Source organism: Bacteroidota bacterium, from assembly GCA_016721765.1.
Lineage (GTDB): Bacteria > Bacteroidota > Bacteroidia > UBA4408 > UBA4408 > UBA4408.
The window spans coordinates 76,751-97,059 of the sequence record JADKHO010000001.1; the positions used below are offsets into that span (position 1 = coordinate 76,751).

Sequence of the window (20,309 nt, forward strand, 5' to 3'; positions counted from 1 at the left end):
TAATGAATTATGATAAAAAAATTAAGCTCTTTTTACATTAATTGCATTTAACCCTCGTTTACCTTCGGTAATTTCGAAAGTTACTTTGTCGTCTTCACGGATTTGGTCTACTAAACCTGTTGCGTGAACAAACACTTCTTGTTGCGTATCATCAGCTTTAATAAAGCCAAAGCCTTTTGTTACGTTGAAAAATTTTACTGTACCTGTTGTCATTTAAATTTGTGATTAATAATTAATAATTGCGCAAAAGTAAAGTATATTATCCAAATAAAAAAATTTAGGTGTATTCGGCTTGAAGAAGTGCGTAATAGAACGCGGATAACGCTGATGGGGCGGATAGAACGAATGGAATTGATACAATAAATTCTATTCTTTAAAAAAATGCAGTCTGCTGAGGTTAATGATATCCACATCTTTGTAATAAAAATGTAGAATCCTGCTATAGCTTAATCCTTGTTTTGCCATTTGTATGGCCCCTTCCTGGCATAATCCAACCCCGTGTCCATAACCCTTTCCAACAAATAACAAAGAGTCAGGCTGAAGTTGTATGGAGAAAAAAGCAGATTTTAATTTTAAGTCGTTTCGGATATTTTTGAGTAGAATTTTTGTACTGTCTATTTCAATAAAAAGGCTACGGTGCTCTTGATTAAAATCGCAGCACAAGGCTGAAGTATCCGTAGCACAGGGTTTACAGTTTTGTGCCAAATAGCTGTTCCATTCTTGCTTGGCCACCTTTTTGGTCCATTTCGCATTGCGTTGACGCAAACAAAAAGTGTCCTGTACACTGCGTAAATAGGGCCTGGGCATTCCCCAAACATCTTCCGAATTACAGGTTTCACCTCCGCAATTACTATGAAAAGCGGTGGTAATTAATTCCGATTTGCTGTCAACAAGTACCAGATTTTTGGTGGCGAAGGCAGCCGTTTCAATGGCGGGATTCAAGTTATTAAAACCTTTATATGCTTGGCAATGCACATTGTCGCAAAGGTTGAAATTCTCGGTCTCATGCCGCCGCATATTACTTAATGCATAGGTTCTGCAAATGATTGCTTGTACCTTATAATACTCAGGTGTTAAACTTGGACCTGCTTCCACCTCCACTACTCCGGCAAGGTATTTTTCCAAATCCACCTTATTACGCAGTTTAATCTGATTGGCTTCCACAAAAAACAAGAAATCATTGTCGTAACGTTTAGCTGGCTTTGAGGGATTAATACATTTAAGTTTGAGCGCACCCGTGTCGTTTCCATTAAATTCTATTCGTTTGAACTTTCCATAATTCTTGTCCATTGTTTTTATGCGGATAGAATCATTTTCGAGCACCAATTGATAAACTGCATTTTCATCCGCAGACATGCGTTTAACACCATCCATAAACACTGAATACTTGCCGCTTTCCACACTAAGCACAAGAGCGCTCACCTTTAGCTCATTAAACACACCAATTGTTACTGTTGCGGAATTTGCAACTAAAGAAATCAGTAAACATGCTGCAGTCAGAATGCTTTTCACTTTTTCTCTGTTAGGTATTGAAACATTAAGGTTGCTGTTTTTGCAGATGCTCCGCTGCCTCCTAACTTTACAATGAGTGAGTTATAGTTGGCTTTCAATTGCGCAAGGTACACTTCATTCTCCAGCAGGTTTTTTAATTCAGTTTCCAATCTTTCTTCGGTGAAATCGTTTTGAATTAATTCGGTTACCACAAGGCTATCCATAATTAAATTTACCAGCGAAATGTATTTCACTTTCACCAATTGGCGAGCAATCCAATAGGAAACTTTGCTGCCTTTATAACACACCACTTCGGGTACTTGAAACAAAGCGGTTTCGAGCGTCGCGGTGCCTGAAGTAACCAGCGCCGCTTTTGCTTGCTGCAACACTCCATACGTATTATTTTGAACAAGCTGAACCGAATACCCCTGTGTGAGTGTTTTGTAAAATTCAGGATGTAAGGACGGTGCAGCCGCAAGTACAAAATGAGCAGTTGGAAACTTAGCAATCATTTTCAACATCACCGGAAGGGATTGCAACACTTCTTGCTTTCGACTTCCCGGGAGCAGCGCCACAATTGGCTTATCCGTCTTAATTTCGGCTGCTAAGGCAGTGTTATTTGAATTGGCTATGGCATCTAACAAGGGATGACCTACAAAATCGACCGGATAATCAAACTTCGCATAAAAATCCTTTTCAAATGGAAGAATCACAAACATGCGTTCTACAAAGCGTTTTATTTTATGCACCCGCGATTGTTTCCACGCCCATATTTGAGGCGATATATAATAAAATACACGTATTCCTTGTGCTTTAGCGAACTCGGCAATACGCAGGTTAAAACCCGGATAGTCAATTAAAATTAACACATCCGGCCTTGCTTGAAGCAAATCGCTTTTACAAAAATCAATGTTTTTAAGGATGGTGCGAAGGTTCGCTAATACTTCTACAAATCCCATAAACGCTAAATCGCGGTAATGTTTCACTAGCGCAGCACCTTGGGCCTGCATCAAATCACCACCCCAACCGCGAAACTCGGCTTGCTTATCCAGTACTTTTAATTCGCGCAGTAAATTGGAACCGTGTAAATCTCCGGAGGCTTCTCCTGCAATGATGTAGTATTTCAAATTTTTTATATCGGTTAAACTAATCCCTCTTTAATCTTAAAAAATCATAGTCATCTTAATAAATCAGCGTGCTTACCACCTCCTTACCCCGCCTTACCACCCACTTACCACCCCCTACCCCCGCCGGCGGGGGATACTACAATTTACAAAAGTAGCTAATTTAAAAGCCCTACTTGCAACAAAAAGCCCGATGAATCACCGGGCCTTTTTAACTTAACACAAAAATCGCAATTTATTCCAATACAATTTTTTGAGTGTACACTTTTGTATCGCTAATCAATTTCACAATATAAATTCCCTTTGTCTGATTGCTCCAATCCATTACTGCACTCCAATTAGAGGCTGCGTTTTGAATGGCTTCAGAATACACCACTCTTCCGGTTAAATCCATCAACTGTAGTGTAGACTTGCTAAAGCTTTTGTTACTGCAACGTAAAGTAACATTCCCATTTGATGGATTGGGCATAAATGCAATGTTACTCAAATCTAAATCCCGATTAGCAGTCCCTAAAACGCCATCTACTTTCACATCATCAATTCCGGTATCGTCTGTTCCGGCTAGGTCGCCCGACTCACGGATGCGAATAATTACTGTTGGGGAGTTATTTACCGGAATAGCAGCTGCCACTCTTTGTTTCCATGCGGATGGGCCGGGGTGTAAGGTATCATTCAGCAAAAACTGCGCTGCCGGGCTAAATGTAAATCCTCCATTTGTAGAGTAATCAATATACAAAGTATCGTAACCAATTACACAGCACACTTTATAATACCAGAATGAAAAATCAATACTCGAAAAATTTATGCAGTTCAAATATAAATCAAGGTCTCCATAAATGGGAGGTGCTAAATTTGGAGAAGCGGTGGTATGAAATGCAGCACAACCGCTACCTGTGCGCGGAGTTATGATAGCACTTGGAAAAGACCAGGCACCTCTGGTATAACCTTCATCTTGACGGCGCCAGGAGGTATTTCCTGTAGAAGGTGTATTCTTCCAGTTTTCAGAAGGCACATCGTGGTTATCGCAGGCATCCACCCAATTATCGAAGTTTTGAACATAAATGGTACCCGCCATAAAATCATAATACACCGGAGCTACCATTTCAATTTTCTTGGAAGCTGATGTCGAAGGTGCACCTCCACTGCAACGCAATAAGCAACGGTAATAAGTGGCTACATATTGTGAGTAGGTAAATGTTGAATTTGTTCCAAACGGCAGCGAAGTCCAAGTGGTATTATCGGGAGAGGATTGCCATTCGTAAGTAATTCCGGCTGCAACTGTAGCGCCACTTAGCGATAAGGTAAAAGTATTGAAATAGCAAACGGTATCATCGTTGGAAATAGTTTGGCCGGCAACAGGGGTAGGACTGCATGGAGGGGCTGCAGTTATTGTTATGGTGTAATTTTCACATTCGCCCGAAAAATAGCCCAAGGTACAGGCATCACCTGCCCCATTTGGATTACCCGATGTACGTGTGCGTATACGCATTCCGGTGGTACCTACCGGTGAATTTAATGGCACGTTAAAAGTAGCCAAGGAAGCTACACCTGTATCACTGGCCAAATCAACCTGTATAAATTAACTAACATGAAACGTACTTGATTATGATTAAAATCAATCCATGCCGCAATAATGCTTGAAGTATTGGTGGTTACGCTTAGCGTATAGGAATTACCTTGCTGAATAGAACCGGTTGCTTGCGCCACACTATAAAAATAGTAGGATTGACCTAAACAAGCACTTGTATTGTTAAGACCGGCTCCCAAAATGCTTACATTGGTAATATAACCTGCCGTACACGCATTGTTATAAAACGCATTTCGGAAATTGAACCGGTTGGATCTCCACAATAAGCAGCAAAGGCGGTATTAACAAGCAGTGAGAGGGAAACAAAAACAAGGTAAAATAGTGTAAAAATTCTTTTCATAGTTTTAGGTTTTAGAAGTTTCAAAGGTAAACTTATTTGCTGCTGCTGAAAGTGACAACTTGGAATTTAATAAAAAAGCCCTGTTCATAAATCATGAACAGGGCTTTTCAAAATAGCGGTATTAATTTTTTACAAATCGGGTGGTATAGGCTTCTCCTGATTTTATATCGCGAATGGTAATAAAATACAAGCCGTTATCAATATCTTTAATGTCGGCTTCCAAACTATTTTTACCTGCATCCACGCTTGAATTAAAGGATTTAACAAACTTTCCTGAAATGTCGCGCACTTCCACAGTAAGTGTAGTGTTTACATTCACATAAAAATCGGCAAAAATACTTCCGTTGGCCGGATTTGGGTGAATACCTTGAAAATCAATCATTTTACCGGTTGAAGAGTAAACTGAAATAATATCGGAATACGTATTCATGCCTTGTGTATCTGTCATGCGCAAACGGTAGTAATTTACTCCGGTTAACGGATTATTATCTTCTACTTGGTAATTTAACGTTGTATTGCTGTTTCCGGCACCATCTTTACGCGCAATGCTTTCAAAATTATCGCCTTCCTTTGAACGCTCTAGGGTAAAGTAACTGTTATTTTCTTCGCTGGAGGTTGCCCAATCTAATATATTGCTTCCATCCCTGTTTTTACCTTTAAAGCTTATTAGTCGAATTGGCAATACCACTACGCCAACCAATGGATTCACATTGGTTAAAGTCATGTCAAAATAACAACGGTCGCCGGTTCCTAAACCAGCGTTATAGCCTCCATCCATTAACAAGTAGTAAATTTTACCGGCAGTTAATGCCCAAGTCATTGAGAATTTCCCTGTGCTGGTTGGTCCTGTACCTCCATTAGCATGGTTTGTAATTAAAGCACCACTTGGGTTGGTTGATGAATTGCAATATCTAAATAAGTTTGGTGCTAGAATAAGTAGTTCCATTAGGTGCACCCACAGTAGCCAGTACACCATTCCATTGGGTAATTCCTGAACAATCATAGGTAGATGAAGTGGGTGTAGGTGTTACATCGTATAGTCCGGCACGCATACCAATATTTAACCCGCATAATTGGTTGGAGATATCCATTTTTAAACTTCCGGTAGCACCTGCTTTAATGCGGTAATAAAGCGGCGCTGTAATAGGAACGGCAGTTCCACAAAATCCTTGGTTAAAGGTTGGTCCAATTGGCATACCATCGGGCGGATTTTCGCCGGTAGCACCTACACGAGCAACAAACGGGGTATTGTAATTATCGCCACAAAGGGGTGCAAAATCAGAGCCTACTGTAGGAATTTTGGGATACAAGTTATAGCATTTACCATTGGTATCTAAAGGGAACACCGGCAAGGGGGTACTGCATTTGGTGCCGTTAAAATTACCGTTAGGATTGGTGTTCCACACAATAAAATTGGCATCACCGGGAGTAACTGCAGGGGCGGCACAACCCGATACTACTTTTACCCCACAAGTTGGACGTTCATACACACAAATACTAAAAGTACCGTCAATACCGGTAGAGCCCTTCCAAAAACGAATGTAATAGGTAGCACCAAGTGTTAAACCGGTTGCCACAATACGCGGCATTAACTCGGTAGCGGTGCGGTTATCGTTGGTGGCGCTAAAGGCAGTTGAAAAACCACGGTAAGTTCCCATTGGGCCTATAGGTGAAAGCGGGTTACTGCAATCGGGTCCTGAGTTTGCGGCAGTTGTTAAGGCACCACAATTGGATGAACGCTTGTAAATCCCCATGGCACCATCCGTTAAGGTACCCGAAAGGGTTTCAATTACCCAATCTTGCGAACCACCTGCTACATTGGGAACCGTAAATTTAAACCAAACATCGTTGGGTGAACCTACTCCACCATCCGGTGTAGCATGGGGTTGAACCCAACTGGGCGGTCCGGCATCACTACTTAATAACCCTGCCGCACAACTGTTACCTGCATTGGATGTAGAAGGTGTTGCACCCACAGTAGAGTATACAATAGGATTACAAGTGGTTGAAGGGGTTAAGGTTGCCGCTTGGCAAATACCATCGTTAAACTGGTCTTTTACGCAAATCTGAAAATCGTAGTATTGAGGGAAAGGTGCAGATAGATTCCCTGTAACCGCATCATCATCGTCCACCCGAATGTAATAACGTTGTCCCGATGCCACATAGGTCATCGGGCTAGTTGAGTTTAAAGTATTTAAAGTACCTCCATTATCCGAATTTAAAACACAAGCGCCAAGTGTAGGGCAACCAAGTGCCCCACCCGCTAGCTGGTTGCTTTTGAATACTTGAAACTGAACTCCATTTGCTGCAGAGCAAGGACCTGCCACATATTGCACCAAATCGGTAGAAACAATCATTGGTGATCCACTCACAATGGTAGCTCCTGCAGGAATTGCATTCCCAACAGTAATGGCAGCCGAAATGGTAATTTGACTTGCATTTCTAGCTGTTACAGTTGCTCCTACCGGAAAAGCCCCTACACCGCTGGTAACAAAAATTGTTTCGCCCACATTAAAATTTAAGCCTTGCGGACTGGTAACATTAATGATGGTATTACCAACGTTTCCAGGAAAGGTTAAAGTTGTGCTTGCACCCAGTGGCACATCTACATAAAACCAGATGTCTTGATCTTGCGTTTGCGTACCACAATTGGCATAAGCAGGTTCACCTGCCGTGAGCGATGAATTGGTTGCACTTTTAGTAGTAGTGCTGTAGGGGGTACAAGAACCAACTCCAAAAACAAGTGGCAATGCATTGTTAATTGCTCCAACGCAAAGTTTGTCGTTAGTAGGTGTAACTGCACCTAATGGAGCATCCCAAGTAAAGCGCACCCCATCACCGGGGAATGCATTCGTGGTTGTCTCCGTAAAACGAGATGGGTTGGAGCTATTGTCAATGGCATTGGCCTGATTTAAAAAATACTGGTCACCGGCACAAGTCGTTTTTACCCCTATGGAAGCACCTAAACTATTTACGGTTCCTTCAAATTTATAATTCATTTCTATATCCGGCCCACCATTTAACGGAGATGCGCTATTTTGGTGTAATACAACTTGAAAAGAATAAGCGGTAGCTGTATATTGCGGCCATCTGGCCATGTTCTTAAATTCGATGGTAAGGGTTCTACTTGCTGCTGCGCCACCCACCAAATAACTTACACTACCGGTGGTGGAATTGGTAACCCAATCGTCCCATAAAGGCGCAATCATGGGAAGATAAGAAGTGGTGGTCATGTTATTAATATACCAAGCCCCTAATCCACCACCATTGTTATCACAGTTACCGCATGCACGAGGTGCAACTGCTGATACGGTGTAATTGCACGTGGTTGTGGTTGCACATTGTCCTGGAGCAAGGCAATACCAAGGACCGGTTAAAGTTCCTTGCGGAGAACCGTTGGTAGCACCCGAAGGTTGGCACTGCGTACCCATTGCAGTTTGCATGTTAAGTGCACGAATTGTTGCACCCGTAGGAATGATCGTATTTGGAGCAATGTTTACAGTAAATGAACCTGCTGCAGTGGCAGTAACACGTGTTTGAGGTGAAAACAAACCTCCAGTAGTGCTTTGTACCACTACATATTGTCCAACGGTTAAGCCAAGACCAGGAGCATTTATAGTCGCAGTGCTAGAAGGAGCTGTTGTAACCGTTGTAACAAAGGTTGGATTTCCTAATATTATAAACCCGTCAATATTAGCACTAAATGTATAATAATCAGTACCTCCAAAATTAAAAGGAAATCCGATTACTGTTTCACAAGAACCATGGTCATCACGACCTTTGTTAAGCAATTGATTAAAAACAAGCGTTGCACCGGAAACAATTGCAACGACCGGAGTGGAAGTAATTGTAAATTGAGTTGCATTTGTAACCGCCAACACTCTACAATCCAAAGGCAATCGACCTTGAGATAAGGCATCCGTGCCGCTTGCCACGTTTACAACCATCCCCTTTGTGATACCGGCAGTACTTACCACGTTCACAGTTGCAACACCAAGCCCAACGATAGCAGTGGTTGTTGTAGAAGGGTTAGCATTAAACGCATTACCAGTAGTTTTAGAAACCTGATAATTTAATTGGGCTGTACTAGTGAACGCCGCAACTAACAAGGTGAATACCGTTAAGAGTATTTTATTTTTCATGATTCTGTGATTTATAAAGTGTTGTAAAAATAACTATTATATGCTAGTAAGCCTAAAAAGTTATTCTTTTTTTTCAGCAAATCGATGAGTTGCAATTATTGCTTGACGGCATCCCATTTTTGGGGCTTAATTATGGGGGTATAAAAACGGGCTAAACAACTGTCCGTAATTTAATTAATAAGCTTTTACCAAACTTAATATAGAATCAAAAATAAGCTTTCCGTCAAGGTTACGTAATTCTTTATCTGCTGCTCTTTCGGGATGCGGCATCATGCCAAAAACGTTGCGTTGGTGGTTACAAATTCCTGCTATATTTTCGAACGAGCCATTCGGGTTAGAAGCGTCAGATATTTGGCCATTTTCATCGCAATAGCGAAATAAAATTTGGTCTTGCGCATTTAACTTTTTGAGTGTCTCCTCATCGGTATAAAAACGACCTTCACCATGCGCAACAGGAATTTTTAAAGCTTTATTTTTATTGATGGCTGCTGTGATGCGAGAATTAGCAGTTTGAGATTTTATAAAAGTGTTTTTTGATACAAATTGTTGCGAGTTATTGTGCAGCAAGGCACCCGGCAGTAAACCTGCCTCACACAATATTTGAAAGCCGTTACAAATGCCTAAGACATTTCCACCCGTGTTTGCAAATTCAATAACTTTTTCCATAATGGGCGAAAAGCGCGCAATGGCGCCGGAACGAAGATAGTCGCCAAATGAAAATCCTCCTGGAAGTACAATAAAATCGCAATTTTGAAGATCACTGTCCTTGTGCCAAAGTTGTACTACTCTTTGCTTCATAATAGTTTGAAGCACATAAATTACATCCTGATCACAATTAGAGCCGGGAAACACAACAACGCCAAATTTCATTTTTGAGGAATTTTGAGGGAGCTAAAATACGGAAATTTTAATGAGTTATTGAGTTAATGAGTTATTGAGTTATTATGTCATCCTGAGCGGAGTCGAAGGAGGGTTATTGAGTTATTATGTCATCCTGAGCGGAGTCGAAGGAGGGTTATTGAATTATTATGTCATCCTGAGCGGAGTCGAAGGAGGGTTATTGAGTTATTGAGTTATTGAGTTAACAAGTTGTTGAGTTTAGCCTGTCATCCTGAGCGGTTTCGAAGGGTGAGTTTTGAAAGCTGTTAAGTTGGATTTTAAATGCTCACAAATATAGTGTATTCTGGTATCCCCCGCTGGCGGGGGCAGGGGGTGGAAAAGCACATACTTTCAAAAAAAATCCTACTCACCACCCCCTGCCGATTTGCTTGCACAAACCAGCAGGCCCCGCCGGCGGGGCATACATAAAAATTATCCCCCGCTGGCGGGGGCAGGGGGTGGAAAAGAACGCTGATTTGTTAAGTTGGTGAGTTTAATCTTAGAAACTCAATCATTATCCTCTCTAAAAACCAAAACTTTTATAAGCTGTAAAAAATAAAATTGAGCACTATTACCAAAATAAATGCAATTAACAAAACTTCTGCCCACCAGGCTTTTTTAGCTGTTAAAAAATAATGAGATGCATAAATACTGATGGGAATTGCCATAAAAGAAAAGTAACGGATATTTAAAACCGGCGCCATAAAAAAGGCCAATAAGGAAAGCGCAATCATCCAAGTAAAAACAACCAACATGTTACGAGACAAAATAGTGCTAACAGGTAGGCCTTTGGTGAGTTTCAAAAACGATAAAGCCATAATTCCCAGTATGAAGCCTACTAAAAGTATAAACGAAAAGGGTTCCGATTCGATGCTGTATTTTGCATCTGAAGAGGGATAAAAAATTTTGTCTAGTAAAAAATATTCCACTTTATCATACCAAAAATAATACGTAAAAATAAAGAGATAAGGGAGTAACAATCCAATGAAGGAGATAATCCATTCACGCCACACAAAGGTGCGGATCACAATTAATCCCACCCAAACCATTGGGAAAAGTATTAGCGCCGGGAAATAAAAAAGCGATGCAATTCCAATGTAAAAACCGGCATCAAAAACATGTCCAAATGCCTCGTCTTTATGGTAAGAGTTAAAGATACGCTCAATGCTTAATAATAAAAATAAATTAGCTAGTAAAATGGGGTGCAAGGTTAATAGCAATTTACTGCAACTCATAAAAATCACATACACCAGTGCAGGGAAATAGGTTTTTTTTGAAAGGATATTGTACTTATCGCAAATGTAGTTGAGCAAAAAAGCTTGAGCGATAAGTATTAAAAATGCGAGAATCATTTGCAACACCGGATACTTCAACGTTGCGCGACACAACCAATCAAACAATGGCATGGTATTTTTATTCGCCGCGGGAAGCACATGAATAAATCCTATTATCCATAAACACCCAGCAATGAGCGGGACAAATAAAATGGAAGAAGTTAAGTTGCGTTTAAAAAATCCAACAATCATATTTGATAAATTATTTTTTACATTTGCTGCGTAAATAAAAAAGCCAAATCATATGACAGCAGTATTTCATGGTATAGGAACATTTTTTGAATCCATATTTCCGGCAGTAGAAGCTATCGGTGCATCTTCTAATATCTTATTCAGTATTTTAATGACAATTGCCAACTTTATTTGGATGTGGTATTTAGTTAAGAACAAAGACAAATATACTTCTAACCGAATGGAAGATTTAACGAAGTAAATCTTTACCTATATCTTTTCTAAAGTTTTTTCCTTCAAAATCTATAAGCCTTGCATTTGTTAACGACACTTGCAAGGCTTCTTCAATTGTATCCCCTAAGGAGCTAATCGCCAACACTCTACCCCCATTTGTTTGCACTTTATTTTTATATATTTTAGTTCCGGCATGAAATACCATGGCATTTTTCACTGTATCCAAATTGCTTATTTCATGGCCTTTTTTGTACTTGCCCGGATATCCATCAGCGACAAGCATAACAGTTGCAGCAGTTTTTTCTGAAATAAGTATTTGTCTTTTTCTCAAGGTTTTAGATGCCACACCTTTTAATAAATCTAAAAAATCAGATTCAAGCCGGGGAATAATTGCTTCGGTTTCGGGGTCGCCCATGCGACAATTGTATTCAATAACATAGGGATTACCACCCACATTCATCAAGCCAATAAAAATAAAACCTTGATAGGGTATTTTTTCTTTTTTTAGTCCTTTAATGGTGGGTATAATGATGCTTTGTTCCACTTTGTTCATAAACTTAAAATCCGCAAAAGGCACGGGACTTATAGCTCCCATTCCGCCTGTATTAGGACCGGTATCGCCTTCCCCAACACGTTTATAATCTTTTGCACTTGGCAGAATTTTATATGACACACCATCGGTAATTACAAATACAGATAGTTCGATGCCTTGTAAAAATTCTTCGATCACAACAGAACTACCTGCATTTCCAAATTTTTTACTGAACAAAATTTCATTCAATTCCTTTTTGGCTTCGTGCAAATCGTTGAGAATTAAAACTCCCTTGCCTCCAGCCAATCCATCTGCTTTTAATACATAGGGAGGGCTTAAGCTTTCGAGGAATGTGTAGCCTTCGGCAATCGTTTGTGAAATAATGGTTTGGTACTTGGCTGTAGGTATGTTGTGTCGCAACATAAATTTTTTCGAAAAATCCTTACTTCCTTCCAACTGCGCTGCTTGCATGCGAGGGCCTATTATATGTACCTTTTTGAGCTTTTCATCGTTTAGGAAAAAATCATGAATTCCATTTACGAGAGGTGTTTCCGGACCCACCAAAACCAAGGAGATTGATTTTTCGAGAACCAATTTTTTTACCGCATCGAAATCTGTTTCTAGTAGGTCTATATTTATTCCATACTGCAAGGTTCCGGCATTTCCGGGTGCAATATAAAGTTGTTTGAGAAGTTTAGATTGGGCAATTTTCCACGCAAAAGCGCTTTCGCGGCCGCCGGAACCAAGAATCAACACATTCATAGTGATGGTAAATTTTTTGATTCAAAAGTAAATTAAAAAGAGAGGGAGACAAATTAAATTTTGCCTCCCTCTTTGTTTTTAGAGAACCACCAAACTAAAAACAATATTAAAATTGAAATAAGGATTCCTTTTTGAGTTTGCAATCCACCAAAATAACATCCATAGACATTCCTTTGCAGATTCCGCTAACCACAATTTCTTGATCGGTTTGGATTTGCTTTACAAGTTCCTTTTCTGATTTAGACAGTTTGCAATTCACTGTAAACTGAGGGTTTCCGGCATCTAGTTTTACGGATATTGCTCCATCCCCATTTTGTAGCACTTCTTTCACATTTCCGCTTACTTCAATAACCTGATTAAGGTATTTTGCATTGGCTGTCATCTCTACCAACTGAAACTCTTTAAACAACTTAGCTGCACTAATTTTGTATTCTCTATTTTGGCTATGGTTTACCGTTTTTTTGTGCCGCAATTTATATCCGGCAAAAGTGAGTACAAGGCTTATAATAATTACAGGAAGAATGACCACCGCTTTTTTCATATTTTTTCAATTAATGAACGTATTTGAAAAATTGTCATTTTCAATCTTTCAAGTAAATTTACGTTAGTTGCACCGGAATGAATTATGATTCTTGCTAAACAGGAAGAATGAGAAATTGAACAAGCTTATTTACATCCTTCAAGCGAAAGCTAGAAAGAGATAACAATCCTTAAGGGCCGACTTTTTAGTTCCTCCACAAAACAAAAGCGAAGACATAAAAGAAAGGAAGAGAAGCTTTGTGAAGCTAAAAACTCTGCTAAATTTGTGCGCCCGAATGGAATTAAAAAAGCCTTTGCTCTTATGATTGTAGATTTATTTATACCCTGTTATATCGATCAGTTTTATCCCGACACTGCACTTAACATGATTAAAGTGCTTGAAAAAGTGGGTTGTGCCGTAAATTACAATCCGGAGCAAACTTGTTGTGGGCAACCATCTTTTAACTTGGGATTTTGGGATGAAGCAAAAGAAGTAGGAGATAAATTTATACGTGAATTTCAAAACGACCGCTATATAGTTTGCCCTTCAACTTCATGTGTTGGATTTGTTAAGAACCAATATAACGACATGTTTCACAATTCGGTATTGCACAATGAATTTAAACAAATACAAAAGAATATGTTTGAATTCAGTGATTTTTTAGTGAATGTCTTAAAAATCACCAACCTTGGTGCAACCCTTAACGGAGTGGGCACCTACCATGATTCCTGCACAGCCTTGCGGAATTATGGAATTAAAAAAGAACCCCGCGTATTATTAGAAAAAGTGCGTGGACTTCGTTTAGTTGAAATGAAAACACCAGAAGCATGCTGTGGTTTTGGTGGGGGATTTTCCGTTAAAATGGAACCTTTAGCAGTGAGTATGGCAATGCAAAAAATTGAAGATGCAGAAAGTACTCAGGCTGATTTTTTAATCTCAACCGACTCGTCTTGCTTGATGCACATAGAAAGTGTACTACGTAAAAATCAAAAGCCACTAAAAATTATGCACCTTGCTGATGTATTGGCTTCGGGATGGGATTGAGGTGATTGATAATAAGAATTCAAAAAACCTATACAGCTTTTTTGTGGGCAGCATTTTGAATACTACCATAGGCAGGGCAACGTTCGTGTGTTTTGCAAGATGAAAAAATGCAGGTTCCAATTGCTAACACAAGTAAGGCGAGAATTATCTTTTTCATCCGGAAAAAATAAATTGTGACTATTGTCTGTCTTTTTAAAAATAAGTAGCGACAAATATAAATAATTTATCTTACCAAAAAAAGCAATAATTTTTTAGGCAAAAGAAAGACTTATGGCAACAACAATTGAAGAGAGTTGGAAAAAATATTTAAAGGCGGAATTTGAAGCACATTATTTTGCGCAACTAAAGGACTTTTTATTAGATGAAAAAAGCAAATACCGCATTTTTCCTCCCGGCTCAAAAATTTTTAATGCGTTCAACAGTACACCATTCAATAATATAAAAGTGGTTATCATTGGGCAAGATCCCTACCATGGAGCTGGGCAGGCCAATGGACTCTGTTTTTCGGTTTCGGATGGGATAAAGCATCCACCTAGTTTGCAAAATATATTTAAAGAATTGAATCAAGATTTAAATCTTCCAATACCGCTTTCAGGAAATTTGGAACCTTGGGCGAAACAAGGTGTGCTATTGCTTAATAGCACCTTAACTGTGCGAGAGAGCATGGCCGCATCCCATCAAGGGAAAGGATGGGAACAATTTACAGATGCTGTAATTCGAGCTATTTCGGAGTATAAAGAAGGTATTGTTTTTTTGCTCTGGGGAAAATTTGCACAATCAAAAATTCCATTAATTGACACGCACAAACATTTTATTTTGCAAGCAGCGCATCCCTCACCCTTTTCTGCATACAATGGTTTCTTCGGGTGCAAACATTTTTCAAAAACTAACTATATCCTTGCGGAAAATGGCGGCACACCCATAGATTGGAGAATTGATTCTTGATTAATCGCGCAAATCCTTCTTCAACAAAATAAATTTCTTATTTTAGCAGTCAGAAAAATTTTAAACCCTTAAATAACTAATCTTAAATTAAAATGAAAAAAATCTTACTTACACTTGCTGCTATAACCTCCTTATGGACAGCATCACAAGCTCAAACTTCGGGCGGGCCAGATTTGTACGGCTATGTTTGGCGCGATAATAACGACCCAAATGGTCCCACTTATAACTGGATTGATATTACCACTTTAGGCGATGCATCGCAAGTTAGCGGTTTAGATGATGATAACTTTGTAGGCCCTTTTAGCATAGGCTTTCCGATGCATTATTATTGGTATGATGTTACCAATTTTTGGATTGGAAGTAATGGGTATGTCGGATTTAATGCCGGATTGTTAGCATCAGGCGCACAAGGTTTTACAACTATTCCAAGTACTGCATTGCCACAAAATTATGTTGCTCCTTTTTTGGCTGACTTAAGTCTGGTTCCCTATTCAGGAGCTAACCCGGCTCAAGTTTGGAGATGGACAAGTGCAGATAACGACACATTAATTGTATCTTGGATTAATACTCCATTTTGGGCAAATAATAACTTTTCTACAACCGGTACTCCTGATATAGACGGATCGAATACTTTTCAGGTTATTTTCTCAGCTCTTGATAGTTCCATTACATTCCAATATCAAAGTCAGATTGGAGCAAGTGCAGCAACTGCTAACTATTTTACTGCAGGAATTGAAAATAATTCAGGTAGCGATGGATTGCAACATGTTCATGATGTTTATCCAACTGCTAATACAGCCGTTAAGTTTTATTATCCTGCTTCTTCCACTTTCCAAGTAAATGATGCTTCGACGCTATACGTTGGTAATGCTGAATCAGCCGGTTTGTTTTTGGCAAAAGATACTGCAACTGCAAATGCATTTCCTTTGACAGCAGAAGTTAAAAATACCGGTAATACGTCATTGGCTTCATTTAATGTGGGCGCAAATATTAAAAATCAATCCAATGTAAATCAACCTTTAGTTGGGGGTGGTAATACTGCAACTTACGCAACAGGAGCTTTAACAATGGGACAAACAGAAGCAGTAACTTTTCCAAAAACATGGAAACATGCTACCGTTGGAGCTTTTTCGTTTAACGTTTCTACTCAATTATCAGGAGATGCAACGCCTACTAACAATCAAAAAACATGTGAGATTCGTGTAGTTGATACTTCCACCACCAGCACGCGTTTAGCATTCGACAATGGAGTTGCAGCCGGAAATGGTATCGCTTGGTCGGGAGGAAGTGCCGGTATTGGTGTTGAATTTCCATTGCCTTATTCTCCGGTACTTTTGAATGCTGTACATGTTTTTATTGCGGCAAATGCGACAGTGCCGGTAGGTTTTTACATTAAGATTTATGACAATGGCGGACTTAACGGTGCACCGGGAGCATTATTGGATTCTATATTTGTTGATCCATCTTTAATTACTGTTGGAGTATACAATGATGTGGTGTTGCCTTCACCACTTACTATTACATCAAGCAGCATTTATGTAGGTTGGTTAATGGGTGGCGAAGGTGTTGCGATTGGTCAAAACACTGTTGCTCCTTTTAGCAATAGAATGTATGAGATTTTTGGTCAAAATTGGTCACCATACAGAGACAAAGAAATCGAAGATTTGATGTTGAACATCACTATTGCAAACCCACTATCTGTTGGGGTAAAAGCAAATTCAGCAGCCGCTAACGAATTGGGTAATTTTTATCCAAATCCAAGTGGAAATAACGTTTCCATCCGTTTAACTTCAGATAAAAACAACCAACGTATCGATTATAAAATTTACGATATGAAGGGTCAACTGGTTGCGGCTTCTAAGTTTTTCTCCATACAAGGTGAACAAAAAGTTGAACTTCCTGTGAGTCAATTAAGCAACGGTATTTATACCTGTGTGTTTAACATGAACGGTAAAACAATTAACCGTCAATTTAATATTGTTAAATAAGTAATATTACTTTAAAAAAAGAGGCTGTGTCTTAACGGATACAGCCTCTTTTATTTTATAAACTTTTGAGGTATTTTTATGTTAATCTAGAATGAAAACAGTACTTATCACCGGAGGGAGTGGATTGGTGGGGATGCGCTTAACTGCGTTGCTGCTTGAAAAAGGATATAGGGTAGCCCATTTAAGCAGATCTGCAAAAGCAATTCCTGGGATTCAAAATTATTGCTGGGACATTGAAAAACAAAAAGTGGATTCAGAAGCTATTGAAAAAGCTGACTATATTGTTCATTTGGCAGGTGAATCGATAGTAGCAAAAAAATGGAGAGCATCCCGAAAAGCGGCTATTGTAAGCAGTCGTGTAAAAAGTTTGGAATTACTTAAAAAAGCGATTTCAATGGCGCATCACAAACCGGAAGCTCTCATTTCGGCATCGGCAATTGGGTATTACGGCTTTAGCACTGCTGAAAAAATATTTACAGAACGCGATGCACCAGGGATTGATTTTGCAGCAACAACTTGTGTGGCTTGGGAAAATGCAGCGCTAGCATTTGAGCAAAAAATGAGAACTGTGCGCATTCGATTGGGAATTGTTTTAGCAGCTTCGGGAGGGGCATTACCACAGATGTCTTTTCCCATTAAACTAGGCGTAGGCTCAGCAATTGGTAGTGGAAAACAATATGTGCCTTGGATTCACATTGATGATGTGTGCAACATTTTTATAAAAGCAATTGAGGATTCACAATTGAATGGAGTTTACAATGCTGTAGCGCCCCTTCAATCAGTAACACAAGAACTCCTTACTGAAACAATTGCCGGAGTTTTGCATCGCCCCTTATTTTTACCCAATTTACCAAAGTTTTTAATGAAAATTATTTTAGGTGATAGAGCATATTTAGTATTAAACGGCAATAGAGTATCGGCCGAAAGGATAGAACAAACCGGATTTCATTTTGCATTTACAGATTTAAAAACTGCTATAAAAAATATTTATGAACGCATGTAAGTGGAATGCCAGCTGGATTCGAAGAATTAAGTACCTTAATAATAACATAAAAGTTAGGAATTTAAATACAGGTAATGTTTTAACAGAGTTCATTTATCTCCGTTGATTATTCGTAATTTTGCCGGTGAATTTTTACATTAAAATGGAAAAAACACACCAAGAAACAGCTTTGTATTGCACTAGTTTAACTGAATATTCGCGCTACAAAAGCCGCGTTGTTCAAATTGGAAATCTTGCGCTTGGAGGGAATCATCCCATCCGTATACAAAGCATGACCACCACCGACACCTTAAACACACTTGCAACCGTAGAACAGAGCATTCGCATGATTGAGAGCGGCTGTGAAATGGTGCGTATTACAGCGCCCAGCATAAAAGAGGCTCAAAATTTAGCTGAAATAAAAAAAGAATTAAATAAGCGTGGGTATTCTGTTCCGCTCATTGCCGACATTCATTTTACACCGAATGCTGCGGAGTTAGCAGCGCGAATAGTGGAAAAGGTAAGGGTAAATCCGGGTAATTATGCCGATAAAAAAAAGTTTGAAACACTTGAATATACCGACGATACTTACGTTTCGGAGTTAGAAAGAATTCGAGAACGCTTTACACCACTGGTAAAAATTTGCAAGGAATATGGAACTGCAATGCGCATTGGCACCAATCATGGCTCGTTGAGCGATCGTATCATGAGCCGTTATGGCGATTCACCTTTGGGGATGGTGGAATCGGCACTTGAATTTTTGCGCATTTGTGAGGAGCTCAATTATTACAATATTGTGTTGAGCATGAAAGCAAGTAATCCAAAAGTAATGGTGCAGGCTTATCGATTGCTCATACAAAAAATGCAAGAAGAAAACATGAATTATCCTTTGCATTTGGGTGTAACCGAAGCAGGTGAAGGAGAAGATGGAAGAATAAAATCTGCTGTAGGTATTGGCACTTTATTAGAAGATGGAATTGGAGATACTGTGCGTGTTTCGTTAACCGAAGACCCTGAATTTGAAGCTCCGGTTGCATTGGCATTGGTTAAGCGCTATTCGACACGTGAGGGACATGAACCGATTAAAGCCATCGCTACAGCACAAATACCTTACTCACCTTATGATTTCGAAAAACGAAAAAGCGAGGAAGTGCAAACTATCGGTGGACACAACGTACCTCGTGTAATTGCTGATTTTAGTGACGAACAAGAAATAAACGCAGCAAATTTGTTTTCGGTTGGATATGCTTATTCAATCCCGCTTGATAAATGGAATTTGAGTGATCAAGCCTGCGACTTTATTTATGTGGGTGATAAAAAAATAAACTTTGAACTTCCCGGAACGCTTGGTATTATAAATAATTATGAAACTTGGAAAAATCTGATTAATCCCATAAGGAATTATCCTTTATTTCATTTATCCGCATTTTTAAATGCGCCAATTCATTCAACTGAATTAAATTTTGTGCTTGTATGTGCAGCGGATCTGCTAGATGCTAAACCAGATTTTTTCAGCATCTTAAAAGCATTTAAAAAAAACCTTGTTTTGGTATTTGAAACTGCCAATGTGCATGGAATGGCCGAACAGCGGAGAATGTTTATGGAGATGCAACTTAAGCAATCAGGTATTCCTGTAATTGTGAAACGAAATTACAAAGACCTAAATGAAACTGATTTGCAATTGCATGCAGCTACGGATATTGGTGCATTGCTGTTGGATGGATTTGGCGACGGAGTATGGATAGCTGCAAAAAATTGCGGAAGCAGAAGCAATGTAAATCGTACCGCTTTTGGATTATTGCAAGCTACGCGAACGCGCATTTCAAAAACCGAATACATCTCTTGTCCTTCTTGTGGGCGCACCTTATTTGATTTACAAGAAACTACCTCCAAAATTCGACATAGAACGGATCATTTAAAAGGAGTTAAAATTGGCATCATGGGTTGTATTGTTAATGGCCCAGGAGAAATGGCGGATGCCGACTATGGCTATGTTGGTGTAGGGGTTGGAAAAATTACCTTATACAAAGGTAAAGAAGTGGTAAAAAGAAGCATTAACAGCGATTTAGCGGTTGATGCTCTGATTGAGCTCATTAAGGAAAATGGTGATTGGGTGGAAAAGGAGCTCATAGATGTGTGAAAATCATCTACTAAGCGAAAAATAAGTCAAAAAATTCCAAAATAGTATAAATTCGCATTTCAAAATTTTATTAACCCAAATATTCAATTCATT

Annotated in this window: 18 protein-coding genes; 6 read left to right on the plus strand and 12 right to left on the minus strand. The window is 39.3% G+C overall.

Features of this window, described 5'->3' with window-relative positions; translation table 11 throughout:
• Positions 1 to 21: 21 nt before the first annotated feature.
• The 10 genes from IPP32_00295 to IPP32_00340 all read right to left on the minus strand — a co-directional run bounded on the left by IPP32_00295 (position 22) and on the right by IPP32_00340 (position 11,090).
• Positions 22 to 213 (minus strand): cold shock domain-containing protein, encoded by a 192-nt coding sequence (locus IPP32_00295; GenBank protein ID MBL0046530.1) that lies wholly within the window; start codon positions 211 to 213, stop codon positions 22 to 24.
• A 153-nt stretch (positions 214 to 366) separates the two neighbouring features.
• Positions 367 to 1,512 carry a SpoIID/LytB domain-containing protein gene (locus IPP32_00300; GenBank protein ID MBL0046531.1) on the minus strand — a complete coding sequence of 382 codons (1,146 nt, stop codon included), beginning with the start codon at positions 1,510 to 1,512 and terminating at the stop codon, positions 367 to 369.
• On the minus strand, positions 1,509 to 2,618 hold the full coding sequence (gene lpxB, locus IPP32_00305; protein MBL0046532.1) for a lipid-A-disaccharide synthase: 1,110 nt from the start codon (positions 2,616 to 2,618) through the stop codon (positions 1,509 to 1,511). The genes IPP32_00300 and lpxB overlap by 4 nt, the downstream gene beginning before the upstream one ends.
• Before the next feature lie 232 nt (positions 2,619 to 2,850).
• Positions 2,851 to 4,179, minus strand: coding sequence for a T9SS type A sorting domain-containing protein (locus tag IPP32_00310; protein MBL0046533.1), 1,329 nt, complete (start codon positions 4,177 to 4,179; stop codon positions 2,851 to 2,853).
• Positions 4,158 to 4,382, minus strand: a complete 225-nt coding sequence (locus tag IPP32_00315; protein ID MBL0046534.1) for a hypothetical protein — start codon at positions 4,380 to 4,382, stop codon at positions 4,158 to 4,160. The genes IPP32_00310 and IPP32_00315 overlap by 22 nt, the downstream gene beginning before the upstream one ends.
• A gap of 5 nt (positions 4,383 to 4,387) precedes the next feature.
• A complete protein-coding gene (locus IPP32_00320) occupies positions 4,388 to 4,543 on the minus strand; it encodes a hypothetical protein (GenBank protein MBL0046535.1) in 156 nt (51 codons plus the stop codon).
• Positions 4,544 to 4,664: 121 nt separating this feature from the next.
• A complete protein-coding gene (locus IPP32_00325; protein ID MBL0046536.1) occupies positions 4,665 to 5,489 on the minus strand; it encodes a T9SS type A sorting domain-containing protein in 825 nt (274 codons plus the stop codon).
• Positions 5,455 to 8,685: a hypothetical protein gene (locus IPP32_00330; GenBank protein ID MBL0046537.1), complete on the minus strand. Its 3,231-nt coding sequence runs from the start codon at positions 8,683 to 8,685 to the stop codon at positions 5,455 to 5,457. The genes IPP32_00325 and IPP32_00330 overlap by 35 nt, the downstream gene beginning before the upstream one ends.
• Positions 8,686 to 8,859: 174 nt before the next feature.
• Complete coding sequence (gene purQ, locus IPP32_00335; GenBank protein MBL0046538.1) at positions 8,860 to 9,555, minus strand: phosphoribosylformylglycinamidine synthase subunit PurQ; 696 nt, start codon at positions 9,553 to 9,555, stop codon at positions 8,860 to 8,862.
• A 548-nt stretch (positions 9,556 to 10,103) separates the two neighbouring features.
• The gene (locus IPP32_00340) at positions 10,104 to 11,090 is read right to left on the minus strand and encodes a hypothetical protein (GenBank protein MBL0046539.1); all 987 of its coding nucleotides are present in this window, start codon (positions 11,088 to 11,090) and stop codon (positions 10,104 to 10,106) included.
• Between the two features lie 52 nt (positions 11,091 to 11,142).
• Here IPP32_00340 and IPP32_00345 point away from each other — a divergent pair, with 52 nt between their 5' ends.
• Complete coding sequence (locus IPP32_00345) at positions 11,143 to 11,331, plus strand: hypothetical protein (protein MBL0046540.1); 189 nt, start codon at positions 11,143 to 11,145, stop codon at positions 11,329 to 11,331.
• Here the strand turns inward: IPP32_00345 and purD are convergent.
• Complete coding sequence (gene purD, locus IPP32_00350; GenBank protein ID MBL0046541.1) at positions 11,320 to 12,597, minus strand: phosphoribosylamine--glycine ligase; 1,278 nt, start codon at positions 12,595 to 12,597, stop codon at positions 11,320 to 11,322. The two genes, IPP32_00345 and purD, sit on opposite strands and share 12 nt — an antisense overlap.
• A gap of 106 nt (positions 12,598 to 12,703) precedes the next feature.
• Positions 12,704 to 13,138 (minus strand): hypothetical protein, encoded by a 435-nt coding sequence (locus IPP32_00355; protein MBL0046542.1) that lies wholly within the window; start codon positions 13,136 to 13,138, stop codon positions 12,704 to 12,706.
• Positions 13,139 to 13,438: 300 nt separating this feature from the next.
• Here IPP32_00355 and IPP32_00360 point away from each other — a divergent pair, with 300 nt between their 5' ends.
• From IPP32_00360 to ispG, 5 genes are all read left to right on the plus strand, one after another.
• Positions 13,439 to 14,161: a (Fe-S)-binding protein gene (locus tag IPP32_00360; protein ID MBL0046543.1), complete on the plus strand. Its 723-nt coding sequence runs from the start codon at positions 13,439 to 13,441 to the stop codon at positions 14,159 to 14,161.
• A gap of 270 nt (positions 14,162 to 14,431) precedes the next feature.
• Positions 14,432 to 15,106 carry a uracil-DNA glycosylase gene (gene ung, locus IPP32_00365; protein MBL0046544.1) on the plus strand — a complete coding sequence of 225 codons (675 nt, stop codon included), beginning with the start codon at positions 14,432 to 14,434 and terminating at the stop codon, positions 15,104 to 15,106.
• 92 nt (positions 15,107 to 15,198) lie between these two features.
• Positions 15,199 to 17,094 (plus strand): T9SS type A sorting domain-containing protein, encoded by a 1,896-nt coding sequence (locus tag IPP32_00370; protein ID MBL0046545.1) that lies wholly within the window; start codon positions 15,199 to 15,201, stop codon positions 17,092 to 17,094.
• A 91-nt stretch (positions 17,095 to 17,185) separates the two neighbouring features.
• Entirely contained in the window at positions 17,186 to 18,097 is a 912-nt protein-coding gene (locus tag IPP32_00375) for a TIGR01777 family protein (GenBank protein MBL0046546.1), read from the plus strand.
• A gap of 142 nt (positions 18,098 to 18,239) precedes the next feature.
• Entirely contained in the window at positions 18,240 to 20,216 is a 1,977-nt protein-coding gene (ispG, locus tag IPP32_00380; GenBank protein MBL0046547.1) for a (E)-4-hydroxy-3-methylbut-2-enyl-diphosphate synthase, read from the plus strand.
• The last annotated feature ends 93 nt before the right edge of the window (positions 20,217 to 20,309 follow it).